The following is a 16,780-nucleotide window of genomic DNA, read 5'->3' on the forward strand; positions in this document are numbered from 1 at the left end:
ATCCGCCGTCATTCACCGCAGCGCGGCCCGCAGCCCGCCGTCGACATCGTGGTGAATGGGCGTCCGCGCCCCGGTGAGCGGAGCGCCCGTGCCTCCCCGGCGCTCCGCCACGATCTCCGCCGCGATGGACAGGGCGGTCTCCTCCGGCGTACGGGCGCCGAGATCGAGGCCGATCGGGGAATGCAGGCGGTCCAACTCGTCCTCGGACACACCGGCTTCGCGCAGCCGCTGGTTGCGGTCCTCGTGCGTGCGGCGCGAGCCCATCGCGCCGACGTACGCGACCGGCAGGCGCAGCGCCGCCTCCAGGAGCGGGAGATCGAACCTGGCGTCGTGGGTGAGCACGCACAGGACGGTGCGCTCGTCGGTGACGGTGCCCGCGAGGTACCGGTGCGGCCAGTCGACCACCACCTCGTCCGCCTCGGGGAAGCGGGCGCGGGTGGCGAAGACGGGCCGGGCGTCGCACACCGTCACGTGGTGGCCGAGGAACTTGCCCGCCCGCACCAGTGCCGTGGCGAAGTCCACCGCGCCGAACACGATCATCCGGGGCGGCGGCACGCTCGACTCCACGAACAGCGTCAGGCCGCCGGGGCAGCTCGTCCCGTCCTCCGCGATCTCCACGGTGCCCGTGCGGCCTGCGTCCAGGAGCGCCCGGGCCTCGGCTGCCGCCCTGCCGTCCAGGGACGGAGGTCCGTCGAGGCTGCCCTCGTACGATCCGTCGCCCCTGACCAGCAATGCCTGGCCGAGCAATGCGTCCGGCCCGCGCACCACCCGGGTGAGCGCCACCGGCTCGTCGCGGCCGGCCGCCGACAACGCCGCCCGCAGCACCGGCTCTTCGGAGCGGACCGGCACGACGAGGACGTCGATGACGCCGCCGCAGGTGAGTCCCACGGCGAAGGCGTCCTCGTCGCTGTACCCGAACCGCTCCCGTACCGTCCGGCCGTCCCGCAGCGCCTGGACGCACAGTTCGTACACGGCACCTTCCACACAGCCGCCGGAGACCGAGCCGATGGCGGTGCCTTCGCTGTCGACGGCGAGGGCCGCGCCCGGGGCCCGTGGCGCGCTGCCGTCGACAGCGACCACGGTGGCGACGGCGAAGTCGCGGCCCTCCTGGGACCAGCGGTGCAGGGCCTCCGCGATGTCAAGCACCCCGGGCTTCCTCCGCAGCCCGCTGTCGTACCTCTTCCGCAGCCGCGAGGACGCGGTCGGGACGGATCGGCAAGCGGCGGTGACGGGCACCGGTCGCGTGCCACACGGCGTTGGCGATCGCGGCGGCGACACCGACGATGCCGATCTCGCCGATGCCCTTGATCCCGACCGGGTCCTCCGGGTCGTGGTCGTCGACCCAGTCCGCCTCGACGTGCTCCACGTCGGCGTGGGCGGCGACGTGGTAGCCGGCCAGGTCGCCGTTGACGTATCCGCCGGATGCCGCGTCGCGGACCGCCTCCTCGTGCAGGGCCATGGAGAGCCCCCAGGTCATTCCGCCGACGAGCTGGCTGCGCGCGGTCAGCGGGTTGACGATGGTGCCGGCGGCGAAGATGCCCAGCAACCTGCGCACGCGCACCTCGCCGGTGGTGACGTCCACGGCGGCCTCGGCGAACTGCGCCCCGTAGGCGTGCCGTTCCTTCTGCGCCAGGGCTCCGATGGCGTCGCTCGTGTCCGAGCGGGTCGTGAGGCCCTCCGGCGGAATGGAACCCCCGAGGGCGAGCAGTTCGCGCAGTTCGTCCGCGGCCAGCCGCACCGCCCAGGCCCAGGAGCGCGTGCCCATGGACCCTCCGGCGATCCACGCCAGGCCGAGGTCGCTGTCCCCGAGGCGTACGCGAATCCGGGCGGGGTCCACCCGGAGCGCGTCCGCGGCGACCGAGAGCATCGCGGTCCTCGCACCCGTCCCGATGTCCGCCGCGTTGATCCGTACGGTGAAGCTGCCGTCCTGTTCCGCGGTCACGGCCGACGTGGACGGGCCGACGCCCGCGGGGAAGGACGCCGCCGCCATACCGGTCCCGAGCAGCCAGCGTCCCTCGCGGCGCAGTCCGGGACGCGGGTCCCTGCCCGCCCAGCCGAAGCGGCGGGCGCCTTCCTCGAAGCAGGCGAGCTGGTTGCGGCGGCTGAAGGGCAGCCCCGAGACAGGACCCACCGAGGGCTGATTGCGCCTGCGCAGCTCGACCGGGTCGAGGCCGCACTTCTCGGCCAGCTCGTCGATGGCCGATTCGAGGGCGAAGGAACCGGGCGTCTCACCCGGCGCCCGCATCCAGGTCGGGGTCGGCACGTCGAGGCGCACCAGCCGGTGCCCGGTGCGATGGGCGTCGGCGTCGTACATGGTGCGTCCCACACTGGCGCCCGGTTCGACGAACTCGTGCACGGTCGACGTGAGGCTCGTCGACTGGTGGTCGAAGGCCCGCAGCCGGCCGCCCGCGTCGGCGCCGAGCGTGACCCGCTGCGCGGTGGGGCTGCGGTATCCGACGAGCGAGAACATCTGACGGCGTGTCAGTACCACGCGGACGGGGCGGTGGAGCAGCGTCGTGGCCATCACCGCGGCCACCTGGTGCGGGGCCAGGCCCTTCGATCCGAAGCCGCCGCCGACGTGCTCGGAGCGCACCCGGACCGAGGCCGGATCGAGGGAGAAGAGCGACGCGAGTTCGCTCGCCACCCAGAAGGTGCCCTGGTTGGAGTCGAGGACGTCCAGCCGGCCGCCCTCCCACCGGGCCGTAGCCGCGTGCGGCTCCATGGAGTTGTGGTGCTCCTCCGGGGTGGAGTACTCCTCGTCCACGACGAAGGCGGCCTCCCGGAGCCGGGCCTCCAGGTCCCCCTTCTCCGTCTCCGCCTGCGCCATCGCGTTCGCCCCGGGAACGTACGCACCGGAGTGTGCGGCATGGAACCCCACATCGTGCGGCTCTTCGTCGTACCGCACCACCAGCGCCTCGGCGGCCTCCCTGGCCTCCTCGGACGTCTCGGCCACGACCAGCGCGACGGGCCAGCCCATGAAGGGCACCCGGTCGTGCTGAAAGAGCCCGACCACCGGGTTGGGCGGCCCCAGCATGCCCATGTACGCGGTGTCGACACGCGGCGCGTTCTCGTGGTGGAGCACGGTGAGCACCCCGGGCATGGCCCGGACCGGAGCATCCTCCACGGAGCGGATCCGCCCACGGGCCACGGTTGACAGCACCAGCCAGCCGTGGGCGAGTTCGGCGAAGGGGATCTCTCCGGCGTAACGGGCCGCGCCGGTGACCTTCTCCCTGCCCTCCACGCGCGTACGGGCGGAGCCGACCGCTGCCGTCACCGTGCTGTTCTCGGTCGTGGTGGTCATCGGGTGGCCTCCTCGGCGAGTTCGGTGAGCACGGCCGTGACGAGGTTGCGCATCAGGGTCACCTTGTATCCGTTCTCCGCAAGGGGCTCGGCCGCCGCCAGTTCGGCGTCCGCCGCCGCGGCGAACGCCTCCGCGTCCGCCGGGCCGCCGGTCAGGGCCCGTTCGGCCACGCGGGCCCGCCAGGGCCGGGACGCCACCGCGCCGAGGGCCAGGCGCACTTCGCGTACGACACCGTCCTCGATGTCGAGCGCCGCGGCGACGGAGCCGATGGCGAAGGCGAAGGAGGCCCGCTCCCGCACCTTCCGGTAGCGGGAGTGCGCGGCGACGGCGGCGGGCGGCACGGTCACACCGGTGATCAGCGCCCCGGACGGAAGGGCCGTCTCGATGTGCGGGGTCTCCCCCACGGGCAGGTAGAAGTCGGCCAGCGGCAACTCGCCCGGGCCGTCGGCCGTTTCGTACGAGATGACGGCGTCGAAGGCCGCGAGCGCGACCGCCATGTCAGAAGGGTGTGTCGCCACGCAGTGCTCGGAGGCTCCGAGGATCGCGTGGTTGTGGTGCTCGCCCACCCGTGCGGGGCAACCGCTGCCGGGGGTGCGCTTGTTGCACGGCTTGGCGAGGTCGGCGAAGTAGCCGCAGCGGGTCCGCTGGAGCAGGTTTCCGCCGACGGTGGCCATGTTGCGCAGCTGTCCGGAGGCTCCGGCCAGCACGGCCTGCGCCAGAGCCGGGTAGTGCCGGCGGACTTCGGGGTGGGCGGCGAGGTCGCTGTTGGTGACGGTCGCGCCGATCCGCAGTCCGCCGTCGGGCGTGAACACGATGTCGCCGAGCGGGAGTTCCTGGACGTCCAGGAGGAGAGTCGGCCGCTCCACACCGGCCTTCATCAGGTCGACGAGGTTGGTGCCGCCGCCGAGGAGGCGGGCGCCGGGGTCCTCGGCGAGCAGGGCCACGGCCCCGGAGACGTCGAGAGCGCGCCGGTAGGAGAATTCCCTCATGCGACGGCCTCCTCGGCGTCGGCCGCCGACTCTTCGGCGGCGCGCGCCACGGCCTGCACGATCGACATGTAGGCGCCGCAGCGGCAGAGATTGCCGCTCATCCGCTCCCGGATCTCCTCCGCGGTGAGAGCGGGCACCCCCGCCTCCGGCCGTACGTCGTCGGTCACGGCGCTCGGCCATCCCGCCGCGTGTTCCTCGATCACCGCGAGCGCCGAACAGATCTGGCCCGGGGTGCAGTAGCCGCACTGGTAGCCGTCGAGGTCGAGGAAGGCCTGCTGCACCGGATGCAGCCGGTCGCCGTCGGCGACGCCTTCGATGGTGGTGATCGCGCGCCCCTCGGCCGCGACCGCGAGCTGGAGACAGGAGACGACCCGCCGGCCGTCGAGCAGCACCGTGCAGGCACCGCACTGCCCCTGGTCGCAGCCCTTCTTGGTGCCGGTCAGATCGAGACGCTCGCGCAGGGCGTCGAGCAGGGTGGTGCGGTGGTCGACGGGCAACGTGTATTTTTCGCCATTGATGTTCAGGGTGATGGCACTGGACGTCGATGGGGCCATGATCAGCCTTCTTTCGCATTGCTTATGCGCGTCGAACGAGACGCTCCCGGCAGCCGTACCGGCAGCGGAGCGAGAGGGCGGTGCGGGTGGGGGCAGGCGACCGGGCACACCGGTCGGCCACATTGGCCGGATCTACCGCTAGGATGGGGGAAACGGACAGGTGTCCGCTTATCTGTCGAACCTAGTGGACAGTTGTCCGCTTAGCAAGACCGTCGTGGCCGTGTTCCGGGAAGGAGGAGGCGTGGACGAGGAGAAGAGCACGCCTCAGCGTCCGGACGCCCAACGGAACCGTGAGCGCATCCTCGCGGTCGCGCTGGTGGAGCTGACCCGGGCGGCGGACGCGCCGGTGAGCGCGATCGCGAAGAAGGCCGGTGTCGGCCAGGGGACGTTCTACCGCAACTTCCCCAACCGGGAGGCGCTCGTCCTGGAGGTCTACCGCTACGAGATGCAACAGGTCGCCGACACCGCGGCCCAACTGCTCAGGACCCGTACGCCCGACCGGGCGCTGCGTGAGTGGATGGACCGGCTGGCGCAGTACGCCATGGCCAAGGCGGGTCTGGCCGTCGCCCTGCGCGCGACCGCCGGAAGTTACGGCAGCCTGAAGCAACTGGGCCATGGTCCGGTGACCCGCGGGCTCACGCTCCTGCTGCGGGCGAACGAGGAGGCGGGCACCATCCGCCCGGGGGTGAGTCACGACGACTTCCTGCTCGCCATCGCCGGCCTCTGGCAGCTCGACCCGCACAGCGACTGGCAGCCGAAGGCCGCCCGCCTGCTCGACCTGGTGATGGACGGGCTGCGGGCGGGGGCGCCCGGTCCGGGCGGAGCGACGGCGCAGCCGTAGACCCCGTTCGGTTCACGCGGCAGCCGCCCCGATGACCACCGTGCGTGCCCACACGGGTGGTGCGTCCGGAACGTACTCGGAATCCTCGTCCCATCCCCGCGCCTGCGGCCGGTCGAACAGGCCCACCACCGTCCGGCACGGCGGTGGCGTGCTCGGCCAGGGGGTCTGACCGTCGGTGAGGGCCACGATGACGTCGGGCCGGGGCCGCGAACGGAGTGCCTTGGCGAAGCCCGCGCGCAAATCCGTGCCACCACCGCCGACCAGCCCGATCCCCTCGGCACGGCAGAGAGGGTGCACGACCCGGGTCGCCGCGTCGCACGCCAGGACGGTGACCAGATCACGCCGGCCGCCCACGGCACGGGAGATGGCGGCGACCTCCAGCAGCGCGCTGCCCAGCTCGGCATCGCTGACCGAACCGGACGTGTCAACGACCACCGCGACCCGGGGCGGCCTGCGCCGCAGGCTCGGCAGCACGACGCCGGGCACCCCGGCCGCACGCCGGGCCGGACGGCCGTAGGTGTAGTCCTCGCCCGCCCCCGGCCCCGACACCGCCGACCGGAGCGCCGCCCCCAGCAACTGCCGCCAGGGCTGGGGTGGGTGGAACGCCTCCTGCGCCCATCTACGCCACCCCTTCGAGGCGTTCCCCGGCCGGCCGATGATGCCCTGGGCCACCCGGAAACGCACCGCGTCCCGCTCCTGTTCGCTGAGGCCGTGTGCGCCGTCCGGCCCCAGGTCCCACTCGCGTTCCAGCCCGTCGGCACCGCTTCCGCAGTCCAGCCAGGCCAGGTGCTCGGTACGCGGTCCGAGGCGGAACTGCCGCAGGTAGTCCTCCATGAGCTCCCCCTCGGGCAGGTCCAGATGCCGCGGCTCCACGGCCCCTGCGGGCCGGACCAGTCCGTCACCGAACACGTCGTCGTTGATCTCGCAGTCGGCGGCGATGTTCATCCGCAGCCGCTCAGCCGGACCGGCCGGACCGTGTGCCCGTACGAAGCGGTCGCTGCGCCCGTGGTGGTCGCGCAGGAGGTGCGACACCTCGTGCACCCATACGCCGGCGAGTTCCTCCACCGGTGTCCGGTCCACGAAGGCGGGCGAGACGTAGCACCGCCAGTGCCGGTCGACGCCCATCGTCGGAACCCGCCGGGACTCCACGGTGTGCAGGGCGTACAACGCGGTCGCCAGGTAGGGACGGGCCCGGGCCGCCTGCAGCCGGGCGGCGAAGAGCTTGTCGAGGTCCAGTGCCCCGGGTGCGCCCCGGGTCACCGGCCGGCCTTGGTGGCGACCGCGGCACGGGCCGCCGCCTGCTCGGCGCGCCGGGAGAGCGACACCGTTCCGGCGAGGGCCTCGATCGCCTCCGGCACGTCCCAGTCCTGCTGCCGCAGGGAGGCGAGTGTCATCGCGGGGACGACGACCAGATCCGGTGCCCCGGTCTCCAGCGCCCTGACCAGCAGGGCCCACGCCGCGTCCCAGCGCGGCTTCTCCGGCGTCCGGCGGACCGCCGCCACCACGCCGTCGAGCACGGCCTGGCGCAGATCCCCCCGTTCGGGCAGGTCGGAGCCCGCCGGGTCGGCGAGCAGGGCCTCCGGGTCCGGCAGGTCCATCCGGTCCAGGCTCGCGAGCAACTCCAGCCCCGGCCCGTCCCCCACCGTGCCCCTGACCAGCAGGGAGAGCACGTCGCGCGAGACGTCGGCCGCCGTCGCGAACGCGATCAGGCGCAGCGTCATCTCCCAGCTCCGAGGCGAGGGCCAGGCTCCGCCCCGGCGCGTCTCCCCGCTGGGCAGCCGGTGGACGAGTGCGGGGCGCGCGGCGAGCAGGCCGCACACCGCCCGGCGGGCGAAGTCCACGGCCTGCGCCAGCCGTTCGGGGGCTAGCCGCGGCAGCGTCGCCCGCGGCCACGTCCCGCCCAGGCCGCGGACCACGACGTCGTGGTCGTGGACCCATTGGAGATGCACGAACCGGTTGGCGAGCGGCGGACTCAGCTCCCAGCCGTCGGCCGCCGACGAGCGGGGGTTGGCGGCTGCCACGATGCGCACACCCGGCGGGAGCTGGAGCGCGCCGATCCGTCGCTCCAGCACGAGACGGAGCAGGGCTGCCTGTACGGCGGGCGGGGCGGTGGACAGTTCATCGAGGAACAGCAGCCCACGGCCGGCCCGCACCAGGCGCACCGCCCAGTCCGGCGGTGCCATCGGGACACCCTGTTCCGCCGGATCGTCACCGACGATGGGCAGCCCCGAGAAGTCGGACGGCTCGTGGACGCTGGCGATGACCGTGGTCAGCGGAAGTTCCAGCGACTCGGCGAGCTGGGTGAGGGCCGCGCTCTTGCCGATACCCGGCTCGCCCCACAGGAGTACGGGGAGGTCGGCGGCGACGGCCAGGGTGAGTGCTTCCAGCTGGGTGTCGGGGCGCGGTTCGGTGGTGGTGTCCCGCAGGAGGGCCATCAGCTGGCCGGCGACGTCCAGCGGGGAAGCCGGACCGTGGGCGGGGGCGGGAAGGGTGCGTGTGGGCATGTGTGATCACCTGAGGGTCTCGGTACGAGCGTGGGTACGGCCTGGAGCGCGGGGACGACGGCCCCCGGGTCAGCGGAAGAACACGTGGATGGAGGCGTTCTGAAGTCAGCGGACGGTCGCGTGCGACGGACGCCGGAACGGGCGGCGGTCCCGGGAGCGCCGGAGCTGCGGACGGGGCTGACGGGCCCCGGACCCGGCGAGGTCCGCCCGGAACAGTCCGTAGGAGATCCGCCGCCGCGCCGCGGTTTCCAGCTCGTCCCGCAGCGGGCCTCCGCGCAGGATCGCACCGGGGCCCAGCAGGCCTTCGACGACAGCCAGCGCACCTGCGATGTCGCCGTGGTCCAGGCGTTCACGGACACCGGCGAGGCAGTCCGGGCGGCGGTGGGCCTCGTCGATGGCCTGGAGGCAGGGCATGGGTGTGCCGGTCAGGGCGGCGAGCAGTTCCTCGCGTCGGAGCTCGGCCGGGTCGTGGTCGAGTGGGGCCAGCGCCCCGTCGACGAGGCCGATCCGGTGCCGCGCGCCACGGCACTCCACGAGGCGTGGTTGTCCGGCCGCGTCGGGAACCGGTGCGGGCCCGGCCGGCACATGTTCCGGGAGCAACGCCCGGACGACCAGCGGGTGCAGCCGGTCGGCCTCGAACACCCCGCTACGGATCAGCTCCAGGTCGGGCAGCGCCCAGGTCGCGGCGTCGGGCAGAACCGGCAGCACGGAACCGGCGCCCTCCGCGGACGCCTCCGCGATCCGCAGCGCGGGCGGGCCGGGGCCGTCGCCGTCCGCGTCCAGTTCGAGGAGCAGCCGGTGCCGGCCCCCGAGCCGCACGACGAAGGTTCCGGCGGCCGGCCCCCCGTCCTCCAGCAGCAGGGCCGCCTCGGCCGCCCATCGTCCGGCGGCGCAACGGCGCCCCGGCGGCACCTGGTCCCACACGGCCGGGTCGACGGCGTCGGCGCGGGGGCCGTCCCCTCCGGACCGGGCGAGCAGTTCGCCCGTCCGGCGCGCGTCCCACAGGTGGCGATGCAGGTCGAGGCGGAAGCGCCGGCTGGGGCGGGGGTGCGGATGGCGGCGGGTGCCCGCCTCGGAGCGGGTTCCGTCCCAGAGGGCGAGGCTGATCCGCTGTCCGGCGTCGGCCCAGGCGGGCGGGGTCCGCACCACCAGATGCACGGGGTGGCCGGGGGCGTCCGGTTCTCCGGCGTCGTACCGTGCCAGAGCGATCGTCAGCCCGGGGCGCAGCAGCCCGTGCGGAGCGATCCTCGGCAGGTGCCATCGCAGCAGATCCGGCACCAGGTGCCGCAGGTCGGCCCGTACCCGGGCGCTGAGTTCCCGGCCGTGGGTGCGCGCCAGCGAGCGCAATGGGAGATCGACGTCGATGCGCGCGGCAGCGCAGGCACCTGCCCAGTCGCCGGTGTGGCGGCGGGCGGTCGCGGTCTCGATCATGGAGGGCGGCACGGCGAACTCGCGCACGCGCAGCCAGAAGGAGAGGAAAGGGTCCCGATTCGCGTTCTCAGTGAGCATCAGCACTCACCTTGCGCGGACGGGTCCCCCCGATCTGTGATTCGTGTGTGTCGTCATCGCGAGGCAGCCTAGCGGCCCGCCCCCGTGCTCGCCAGGTGTTTTCGCGCGGCCCTTCCCCCACCCCCCGGAGCATCGGTGTGCCCCTCCTCAGTCGCTGAGGATCCGCTCCCACAGCAGCCCGTCCCGCCAGCTCCCGTCGAGGAGGATCGCGGCGTGCGCGACGCCGTACGGGCTGAACCCGTTGCGGCGCAGCACCCGCTGCGACGGCAGGTTCTCCAGATTGGTCGACGCCTCGGCGCGGTGAAGCCCGAGGTCGTCCGTCATCACCCGGACTGCGAGCCCGACGGCGCGCCCTGCGTGCCCTCGGCCCTGGGCGGGACCGGTGATCCAGTAGCCGAGGGAAGCGCGGCGCAGGTGCGGCTGCGGCAGGATGCCTCCGACGGTGATCTGTCCGATCACCTGGTCGTCGGCGAGCACCACGCCCGGCCAGAGCGTGCCCGCCCGGTATCCGGCCAGCAGGCTGTCGATCCGGGTCGCCTGGCCCTGTTCGGTGAAGAACTCGGCCGGCTGCGCCGGCTCCCACCGCCGGAAGGCCTCGAAGTCCCGCACCCGGTGCGCGGCGATCGCGGCGGCATCGCCGGGGTCGATCAGGCGGATCCTGGTGCTGTTTCCCATGGGCTGATCCTCGTCACAGTGCGTCGGATGAATCGGCCGGCCCGGGCGTCTCACGAGCCGTCCCCCTCGCCTGGCCGTGGCCCATCTCGCCCGAGCGGACAGCGGGTTGCACGCCTTCGCCGCCTTGGCGATCGTATCCAGCAGGACCGTCGCACCTTCGCATGGGCCATCGTCGAGCGCCGCTTCGCCCGCCGCGAGTGCCCGTTCCAGGTGCTGTTCCGGCTGCGTCATCGCGAAGAGTTCGGCCAGCGGCTGTTCCGGAAGGCCGAGGCCACTGAGCAACGCCGCCCGCTCATCGTCCGGGGAGACGGCGGCCGCCGAGCCGACGAAGGCCGCGGTGCCGGGTCTCGATGCTCAGAACGCAGAGGGAGGGAACGCGTTCGGACCATCAATCCGTCAGACCGGCGGCGAGGGTCGCCCCGAGCTCCCAGCACGCCTCGATGTCGGACCTGGCGGGTTCACCGGTGACGGTCACGGCGTCGGCCGCACGGCGCCAGCCCAGACCCGTCGTGATCGACTCTATGGCCCGCACCGCGCCGGTGACGTCGTTGCCGCCGTGTACGTAGTACCCGAAGGGGCGGCCCTGCGTGGCGTCCAGACACGGGTAGTAGACCTGGTCGAAGAAGTGCTTGAGGGCGCCCGACATGTAGCCGAGGTTCGCCGGGGTCCCGAGCAGAACGCCGTCGGCGGCGAGCACGTCGGACGCCGTCGCGGCGAGCGCGGCGCGCCGTACGACCCGGACGCCCTCGATCTCGTCCGTGGTCGCGCCGGAGACGACGGCTTCGAACAGTGCCTGGCAGTTCGGCGAGGGCGTGTGGTGCACGATCAACAAGGTAGCCACACCCGGAACCCTGCCGTGACCGCACCGCCGCCGCAAGCGCGGTCCGCGCCACACGGCGGGCACGGGTGCACCGCGGCCGGTGCTGGTCAGTTCGCTGCGGCACCGAGTCCCGTCTGCCGAAGCGATTGCCCCGCGCCCTCGATGTCATCGACCATGCACACATCAGTGGTCGACGGAGAGGTACGGCATGACATCCGGCAAGGCCGCCCGGCAGGACATCGGCATCCTCGCGGACGATCTCACCAGCGCCGGGGACGGTGCCGCCCCGTTCCGCCGGACCGGCCATGAGGCGCGGATCCTCCTGTCCACCCCGGCGACTGCACTCCCGCAGGCCCCGGGCGTGACCGCTGTCGACCTCGGGACCCGGCTGCTGGACGAGTCCTCCGCCGCAACGCGTACCGGGCAGGCCGCCCGTCTGTTCGCCGGCTCCGCGCTCCTGTTCAAGACGGTGGACTCGACCCTGCGCGGCCATGTCGCGGCCGAGGTCCGGGCCGCGTGGGCGGGATCGCGGCGACGAGCCGTCGTCATCGCTCCCGCCTTCCCCGCGGAGGGCAGGGTGACGCGGGAAGCGGTCCAGTACGTGTGGGGTGTACCGGTCCACGAGAGCGAGTTCTCCCGTGACCCCGTGCATCCGGTGCGGTGCGCGGATCTCACCGCGGTGTTCCCGGACGCCGTTCCGCTCGGACCGGAACGGGCGGCCGCACTGCCCGGACTGATCGACCGAGGCGCCCTGATCGTGTGCTCGGCGGCGACGGACGGTGACCTCGACCGCCTCGTGGCGGCCGTCCCGCACCTCGACGACGTGCTGTGGGTCGGCTCCCCGGGGCTGGCGGCCGCCCTGGCACGACGGTGCGCACGCAGTGACCGAGCGATGGTCCGCACACCCGCACCGGCTCGCCGCCCCCTCGTCGTCGTCGGCAGCGCCAACCCTGCGACGCGGCGCCAACTGGCCGCGCTCCGGGCGCAGGCCGACGTGCGGGGTCTCACTGTCGGCGACGACCCCGCGCCGACGGTGGAAGCACTGCGCGCCCTGACGTCCCCCGTCCTCACTCTGCAGACACCCGACGAACGCCGGACGCCACGAACCGCGCGAGCGCTCGCCCGTTCCCTGGCCGCAGTCGTACGAGCTCTGGCGGAGGAGCGGCTGGTCGACGCGCTCGTCGTGACCGGCGGTGAGACCGCCACGACCGTGCTCCAGGCCATCGGCATCGACCGTGTGGACCTGCTCGACGAACCCGAGCCCGGTGTCGCCCGCGGAACCCCGGCCGTGCCGCACTCACTCCCCGTCCTCATCAAGGCGGGTGGCTTCGGCGACGACGAGCTGCTCCTGCGCCTGTGCCGCCTCGTCCGGCATCCGGCAGGCCGGACCGACGCGAACCGTCCCTGACGGCACCGCTACCGCGGTCGGGGCCGCACCCCGGGCGTCAGGACTCGTGGCCGAAGAACTCGACCTCCGCCACGGCCACCCGGCGCCCCTTGCCGGCGCCGTACGCGGCATCGACCGTGAGCCGCACGCCGACCGTTTCCGATCCCCGCACGTCGAAGGTCTGCTGACCCGCCTGGTCCGCCAGCCGGATCGACCGTTTCGTCTCCTCGCCGTCCTTCGAGGTGAGGACGACCGTGATCCGCGCCGGCCTGGCCTGTGTGAGGAATTCGTCCTTCCGCGCCGAGGTGCCGGAGAACACCACCATCTTCATCAGCCGGACCGGCTGCTGGAACGCGCACTCCAGGTACTCGCCCACGCCGTCGCCGCTCTCCCGCGGGGCCCAGTACCGGTTGTTGAACCCGTCGAAGGCCGAACTCGCCGGGTGCCCCGAAGCCGCGCTGGAGCTCAGGAAGGTGGAGGGGACGACCGCCTCCGGGGCCCCCGTCTCCTCCTTGGCGAAGCCGAGCAGGCCGGAGAGGTGCGGGAGCGCGAACCAGATTCCGGCCAGCAGGAGAAGGGCGACGATCGGCAGGGCGACCCGCGGCCTGCGCCGCCCCCGCCGTGGCCGCGCGCCGGCGGCATGGACCTTCCCCGGCCCCCGGCGCAGGATCCTGCGCCACCACGGAGGGCGGATGCCGGGAGGAGCCCCCGGGTCGAGGAGCAGCGCGCAGCGTACGCAGAGGGCGCGCTCCGGGGCGTTCTCGGCGTGGCAGTTGGGGCAGACCACGGGGGCGCCGGGCGACGGGCCCGGGGGGCCGGGAGCGCCGGGTTCCTGCCCGGGCGCCCACGCGTCGGGGCCGGGGGCGGGCCCGTCCGGGGCGTCCCCGGGTCGCCGTGGAGCGGCCGTCGCCGGCTGAGGAGGGGGCGGCGGAGAGGGCCGTGGCAGAGAGGGCGCTGGAGTGGCCGGTGCGGTGGGGTTCCGTACGGGACCGGGTGCCGGAGCGGCGGCAGAGGGGGCGACGGGAAGGGCGGTCGGCGGAACAGCGGTCGGCGGAGCGGGTTGTCGGCCGCCCGCCGGCGCCACGGGCTCGGGTCTGCCCGGGCCCGCCGGGCCGGGCTGCGCCCCGTCCGTCCCATCCGGCTCCCACGCCAGGAACGCCTCGCAGGAGGCGCAGAACTCCCTCCCCGCCGCGTTCCGGTGACCACACGTCTCGCAGATCACTGCGCACCGCCTCCCGCGTTTCCGGCCGGAGGCAGGATCTCCAGCGTGTAACCCACGTGGGCCGGGACCTCGGTGCCGATGAGTTCCTCCAGCCGCACCCGGTCGATCCCCTGCCCCGGCCGTTCCCTGACCCGGATCGTCACCCAGGGGCGTGCCCGGCCGGGCAGCACCGTGTGCGGACCGGTGGACCACGCCGTCCCGCCGCTCTCGCTGATCTCGGCTTCCGCGCCCGTCTCCAGCCGTACGGCGTCGGCCAGACCGGCCGCGGTCCCGCGCCGGGCATGACGGGCGACCGCCCCGCGTACCGTGTCCCGCCGCCGCTCGACCGGACTGTCCTCGTGCGGCTCCACCGCGACCCACTGGGCCAGCCACGCGAGGAAGTCCTCGGGGGCGCTGCGCGGGTCCAGATGGGCGGGCAGGTTGTCGATGGTGAGCAGGACCGGCGCGAGCACGTCGTCCAGCGCGGCGAGGAACCGCCGGAGGAAGTCCTGCTCCAGGTAGACGGCGGGCAGTTGGTCGATCAACGGGTGCGGGGTCGGAAGTCCGGTGACACCTGTACGCATGGGCCTAGGCTCCCCTCACCCGGAGCTGGTGCTCGTAGCTGAAGACCAGCGCGTGCCGGTCCAGTGGGATCTTGGCGGTGGCGTCGGTGCGTTCACCGGTGACCGGATCGGCGCGGTAGAGACGTACATCCTCCACGAGGTCCACCCCGGGCACTCGCTGGAGCACGGCGAACGCCTCGCCCGACTGGACCGGCCGCCCGAACGGCCAGCCCTGTCCGCCGGGCCCGCCGGACAGCGCGTTGAAGTACCCGTACAGCGCGGCCAGCGCCGCCTCCCGTACGCGTTCCGCGACCGCGCCGCGCTCGGCCTGCACCGAGGCGACGACGGTGACTCCCTGGTAGAACGGCGGCTCGACGACGAGCCGGGCCCCGATCGGGCGGCGGGCCTCCAGATGCCCGGCGATGAGGCGCAGCGTGTGCGCGGGAGGGACGAGTTCGTCGAACTCGATCCTGCCCTGCTCGTCGCTGCGTCCGGCCGGGACGACGAGCAGCCGCACCCCCTGGGCGGAGCCGTCGTCATCGTCCCCGTCCTCGCTCCCGCCGGCGCGGATGCAGTGCACGCGGGCGGCGTCGGGCGCGATGTCGCGGGCGAGGAGTTCGTAGTCGTGCGGGACGACTGCACGGTGCAGGGTGCGGAGTGTCATCGGCCCGCGCACCCGGGCGCTGTCGACGCTTTCGCCGTCGACTCCGCCGAGGGCCGGCCGGCGGTTCTCCACCCGTGCCACGTACGGGATCGCGCTGCGGAGCACCTTCAGCGTCGACCTGGCCACGTTGCCGCGCAGTCCGCCGCCCGTGCGGTAGGACCGGACCCGGACGGTGGCGCCCTTCGCGGGGACCGCGCCGTAGTGGCGTACGGAGCCGTCCCGTTCCCGTACGGCGGGGCCGAACTCGACCCGGCCGGTGTTCGGGTCGAGGGTGATGTGGTGGTCCTCCGGTCCGGAGTGCGCGAAGTCGTCGACCCTGCTCCACCGGGTGTACTCCGGGTCCGGTCCGCCGGCGGGGTCGGCCACCTCGACCACGAAGTCGCCCGGCACCACGGGCGGACGGGCCAGCACGAACGTCTGTCCGGGAACCCCTTCCGCCGCGCCCAGCACCTCGTCCGTGATGGTCTCGGCGTGCTCGGCGGCCACGGTGGCGCCGATGGTGAAGGCGGTGATCCGGCGGACGACCGGCGGTGCCAGGTAGGTCGGTCTGCCGTCCTCCGCCTCGATGAGGCGGCAGCGCAGCCAGCCCCCGGTGCGTCGCACGAGGGCCGCCGGGGTGTGCGTCCTCGGCAGGTGGAGGATCAGCTCGCCGGACCGGTTGAAGCCTCCGGTGTCGTCCTTCTCGACCTCGCAGGCCGTCCAGACGTTGCCGTCCCAGGCTTCCCAGACCAATGGCGGCCGCAGCGGATCGACCCCGACTCCCTCGACCCTGCAGTCGAGCCGCAGGGCGACGACGCCGGCCGGCACCGCGGCCGACAGGCCGACATAGAGGCAGTCGCCGGGCGCGGGCGTCGCCCCGAAGCACGTCACGTCCCGCCCGATCGCCAGCTCCTCCGTACGGTCCGCCGCCTCCCCCGACACCGGCCAGGTGGCGAGATGGGCGAAGGCGCAGGGGGTGATCGTCAGCTGCTCGGCGGTCGTGAAGACGACGGCCTCCTCCGTCTCCGTACGCACGGTGGCGACCTCCGTCCCGGCCCGCACCACGACCGGGTCGGGCCGGGGCGCGGAGAGCCGGAACGTCACGTCGGTGTGCGCGGCCGTGGGCGGGTGCAGCCGGACCCCGATCAGGTCGAGGAAGGTGAGGTAGCTCTTCTCCGGCACCCGGTTCACGCGGTAGACGAGCTGGTCGACCATGGTGGCGAACGCCTCGATGAGGGTGACGCCCGGATCCGACACGTTGTGGTCGGTCCACTCCGGGCAGCGTTGCTGGACCAGGCGCTTGGCCTCGTCCACCAGGCCCTGGAAGCGGCGGTCGTCCAGATGGGGACTGGGCAGCGTCACGCGCCGGCCTCCTCGTCGTCGGGGCTCGTCTCCTGGGCGTGCTGCGGGATCACGTAGAACGGGAAGACGAGATTGCGGGGGTCGTTGGAGCCGCGTACCGCGTAGCCGATGTCGATGTAGAGGACTCCGTCGTCTGCCTCGTCGAACCGCACGGTGACCTCGGCGACCTCGATCCGGGGCTCCCAGCGCTCCAGCGCCAGCCGTACCTCGTAGGCGAGTTGGCCGGCCGTCCCCGCGTCCGCGGGGGCGAACACGTAGTCGTTGACGGCGCAGCCGAACTCCGGCCGCATCGGCCGCTCGCCGGGGGAGGTCGCCAGGATCAGCCGGATCGACTCCTCCAGTTCCCGCTCGCCGCGCACCAGCGCGATGGACCCGGTGGCGTCCGTGCGGGGCGGAAAGGCCCAGCCGGCTCCGATGAACTGCTGTCCCAT

At 73.5% G+C, this 16,780-nt stretch carries 15 protein-coding genes; 2 read left to right on the plus strand and 13 right to left on the minus strand.

Annotated features, from left to right (window positions below; all coding sequences use genetic code 11):
• Positions 1 to 12: 12 nt before the first annotated feature.
• From ACFYPA_RS01090 to ACFYPA_RS01105, 4 genes are read right to left on the minus strand one after another with little or no spacing between them, the layout of a single operon-like run.
• Entirely contained in the window at positions 13 to 1,146 is a 1,134-nt protein-coding gene (locus ACFYPA_RS01090) for an XdhC/CoxI family protein (RefSeq protein ID WP_359080042.1), read from the minus strand.
• A complete protein-coding gene (locus tag ACFYPA_RS01095; RefSeq protein WP_359351818.1) occupies positions 1,139 to 3,301 on the minus strand; it encodes a xanthine dehydrogenase family protein molybdopterin-binding subunit in 2,163 nt (720 codons plus the stop codon). The genes ACFYPA_RS01090 and ACFYPA_RS01095 overlap by 8 nt, the downstream gene beginning before the upstream one ends.
• Positions 3,298 to 4,290 (minus strand): xanthine dehydrogenase family protein subunit M, encoded by a 993-nt coding sequence (locus ACFYPA_RS01100; protein ID WP_359351821.1) that lies wholly within the window; start codon positions 4,288 to 4,290, stop codon positions 3,298 to 3,300. Before ACFYPA_RS01100 ends, ACFYPA_RS01095 begins: the two co-directional genes overlap by 4 nt.
• Positions 4,287 to 4,844: a (2Fe-2S)-binding protein gene (locus ACFYPA_RS01105; protein ID WP_389128607.1), complete on the minus strand. Its 558-nt coding sequence runs from the start codon at positions 4,842 to 4,844 to the stop codon at positions 4,287 to 4,289. Before ACFYPA_RS01105 ends, ACFYPA_RS01100 begins: the two co-directional genes overlap by 4 nt.
• 241 nt (positions 4,845 to 5,085) lie before the next feature.
• Here ACFYPA_RS01105 and ACFYPA_RS01110 point away from each other — a divergent pair, with 241 nt between their 5' ends.
• Positions 5,086 to 5,685 carry a TetR/AcrR family transcriptional regulator gene (locus ACFYPA_RS01110; RefSeq protein WP_359080035.1) on the plus strand — a complete coding sequence of 200 codons (600 nt, stop codon included), beginning with the start codon at positions 5,086 to 5,088 and terminating at the stop codon, positions 5,683 to 5,685.
• A 12-nt stretch (positions 5,686 to 5,697) separates the two neighbouring features.
• On the opposite strand, the gene ACFYPA_RS01115 is transcribed toward ACFYPA_RS01110, so the two are convergent.
• The 5 genes from ACFYPA_RS01115 to ACFYPA_RS01135 all read right to left on the minus strand — a co-directional run bounded on the left by ACFYPA_RS01115 (position 5,698) and on the right by ACFYPA_RS01135 (position 11,214).
• Entirely contained in the window at positions 5,698 to 6,945 is a 1,248-nt protein-coding gene (locus ACFYPA_RS01115; RefSeq protein WP_359312024.1) for a VWA-like domain-containing protein, read from the minus strand.
• Positions 6,942 to 8,189, minus strand: coding sequence for an AAA family ATPase (locus ACFYPA_RS01120; RefSeq protein WP_359351828.1), 1,248 nt, complete (start codon positions 8,187 to 8,189; stop codon positions 6,942 to 6,944). The genes ACFYPA_RS01115 and ACFYPA_RS01120 overlap by 4 nt, the downstream gene beginning before the upstream one ends.
• A 105-nt stretch (positions 8,190 to 8,294) precedes the next feature.
• Positions 8,295 to 9,698 carry a hypothetical protein gene (locus ACFYPA_RS01125; RefSeq protein WP_359351832.1) on the minus strand — a complete coding sequence of 468 codons (1,404 nt, stop codon included), beginning with the start codon at positions 9,696 to 9,698 and terminating at the stop codon, positions 8,295 to 8,297.
• 147 nt (positions 9,699 to 9,845) lie between these two features.
• Positions 9,846 to 10,373, minus strand: a complete 528-nt coding sequence (locus ACFYPA_RS01130; protein ID WP_389128611.1) for a GNAT family N-acetyltransferase — start codon at positions 10,371 to 10,373, stop codon at positions 9,846 to 9,848.
• Between the two features lie 388 nt (positions 10,374 to 10,761).
• Positions 10,762 to 11,214, minus strand: coding sequence for an NAD(P)H-dependent oxidoreductase (locus ACFYPA_RS01135; protein WP_359080025.1), 453 nt, complete (start codon positions 11,212 to 11,214; stop codon positions 10,762 to 10,764).
• Between the two features lie 187 nt (positions 11,215 to 11,401).
• Here ACFYPA_RS01135 and ACFYPA_RS01140 point away from each other — a divergent pair, with 187 nt between their 5' ends.
• Positions 11,402 to 12,601 (plus strand): four-carbon acid sugar kinase family protein, encoded by a 1,200-nt coding sequence (locus tag ACFYPA_RS01140; protein ID WP_389128615.1) that lies wholly within the window; start codon positions 11,402 to 11,404, stop codon positions 12,599 to 12,601.
• A gap of 37 nt (positions 12,602 to 12,638) precedes the next feature.
• On the opposite strand, the gene ACFYPA_RS01145 is transcribed toward ACFYPA_RS01140, so the two are convergent.
• The 4 genes from ACFYPA_RS01145 to ACFYPA_RS01160 form a co-directional block, all read right to left on the minus strand.
• Positions 12,639 to 13,367 carry a discoidin domain-containing protein gene (locus tag ACFYPA_RS01145; RefSeq protein WP_359080021.1) on the minus strand — a complete coding sequence of 243 codons (729 nt, stop codon included), beginning with the start codon at positions 13,365 to 13,367 and terminating at the stop codon, positions 12,639 to 12,641.
• 431 nt (positions 13,368 to 13,798) lie between these two features.
• Entirely contained in the window at positions 13,799 to 14,365 is a 567-nt protein-coding gene (locus ACFYPA_RS01150; RefSeq protein ID WP_359080019.1) for a phage tail protein, read from the minus strand.
• A 4-nt stretch (positions 14,366 to 14,369) separates the two neighbouring features.
• Positions 14,370 to 16,349 (minus strand): putative baseplate assembly protein, encoded by a 1,980-nt coding sequence (locus ACFYPA_RS01155; RefSeq protein WP_389128619.1) that lies wholly within the window; start codon positions 16,347 to 16,349, stop codon positions 14,370 to 14,372.
• A complete protein-coding gene (locus ACFYPA_RS01160) occupies positions 16,346 to 16,780 on the minus strand; it encodes a GPW/gp25 family protein (protein WP_359080016.1) in 435 nt (144 codons plus the stop codon). The genes ACFYPA_RS01155 and ACFYPA_RS01160 overlap by 4 nt, the downstream gene beginning before the upstream one ends.

Source organism: Streptomyces sp. NPDC005775 (assembly GCF_042871565.1).
In the GTDB taxonomy this organism is placed as follows: domain Bacteria; phylum Actinomycetota; class Actinomycetes; order Streptomycetales; family Streptomycetaceae; genus Streptomyces.

Coding starts and splice junctions, on each gene's coding strand:
- ACFYPA_RS01140 (WP_389128615.1), top strand. CDS start 11,402: ATGACATCCGGCAAGGCCGCCCGGCAGGACATCGGCATCCTCGCGGAC.
- ACFYPA_RS01130 (WP_389128611.1), bottom strand. CDS start 10,373: ATGGGAAACAGCACCAGGATCCGCCTGATCGACCCCGGCGATGCCGCC.
- ACFYPA_RS01105 (WP_389128607.1), bottom strand. CDS start 4,844: ATGGCCCCATCGACGTCCAGTGCCATCACCCTGAACATCAATGGCGAA.
- ACFYPA_RS01125 (WP_359351832.1), bottom strand. CDS start 9,698: ATGCTCACTGAGAACGCGAATCGGGACCCTTTCCTCTCCTTCTGGCTG.
- ACFYPA_RS01100 (WP_359351821.1), bottom strand. CDS start 4,290: ATGAGGGAATTCTCCTACCGGCGCGCTCTCGACGTCTCCGGGGCCGTG.
- ACFYPA_RS01150 (WP_359080019.1), bottom strand. CDS start 14,365: ATGCGTACAGGTGTCACCGGACTTCCGACCCCGCACCCGTTGATCGAC.
- ACFYPA_RS01095 (WP_359351818.1), bottom strand. CDS start 3,301: ATGACCACCACGACCGAGAACAGCACGGTGACGGCAGCGGTCGGCTCC.
- ACFYPA_RS01160 (WP_359080016.1), bottom strand. CDS start 16,780: ATGGGACAGCAGTTCATCGGAGCCGGCTGGGCCTTTCCGCCCCGCACG.
- ACFYPA_RS01120 (WP_359351828.1), bottom strand. CDS start 8,189: ATGCCCACACGCACCCTTCCCGCCCCCGCCCACGGTCCGGCTTCCCCG.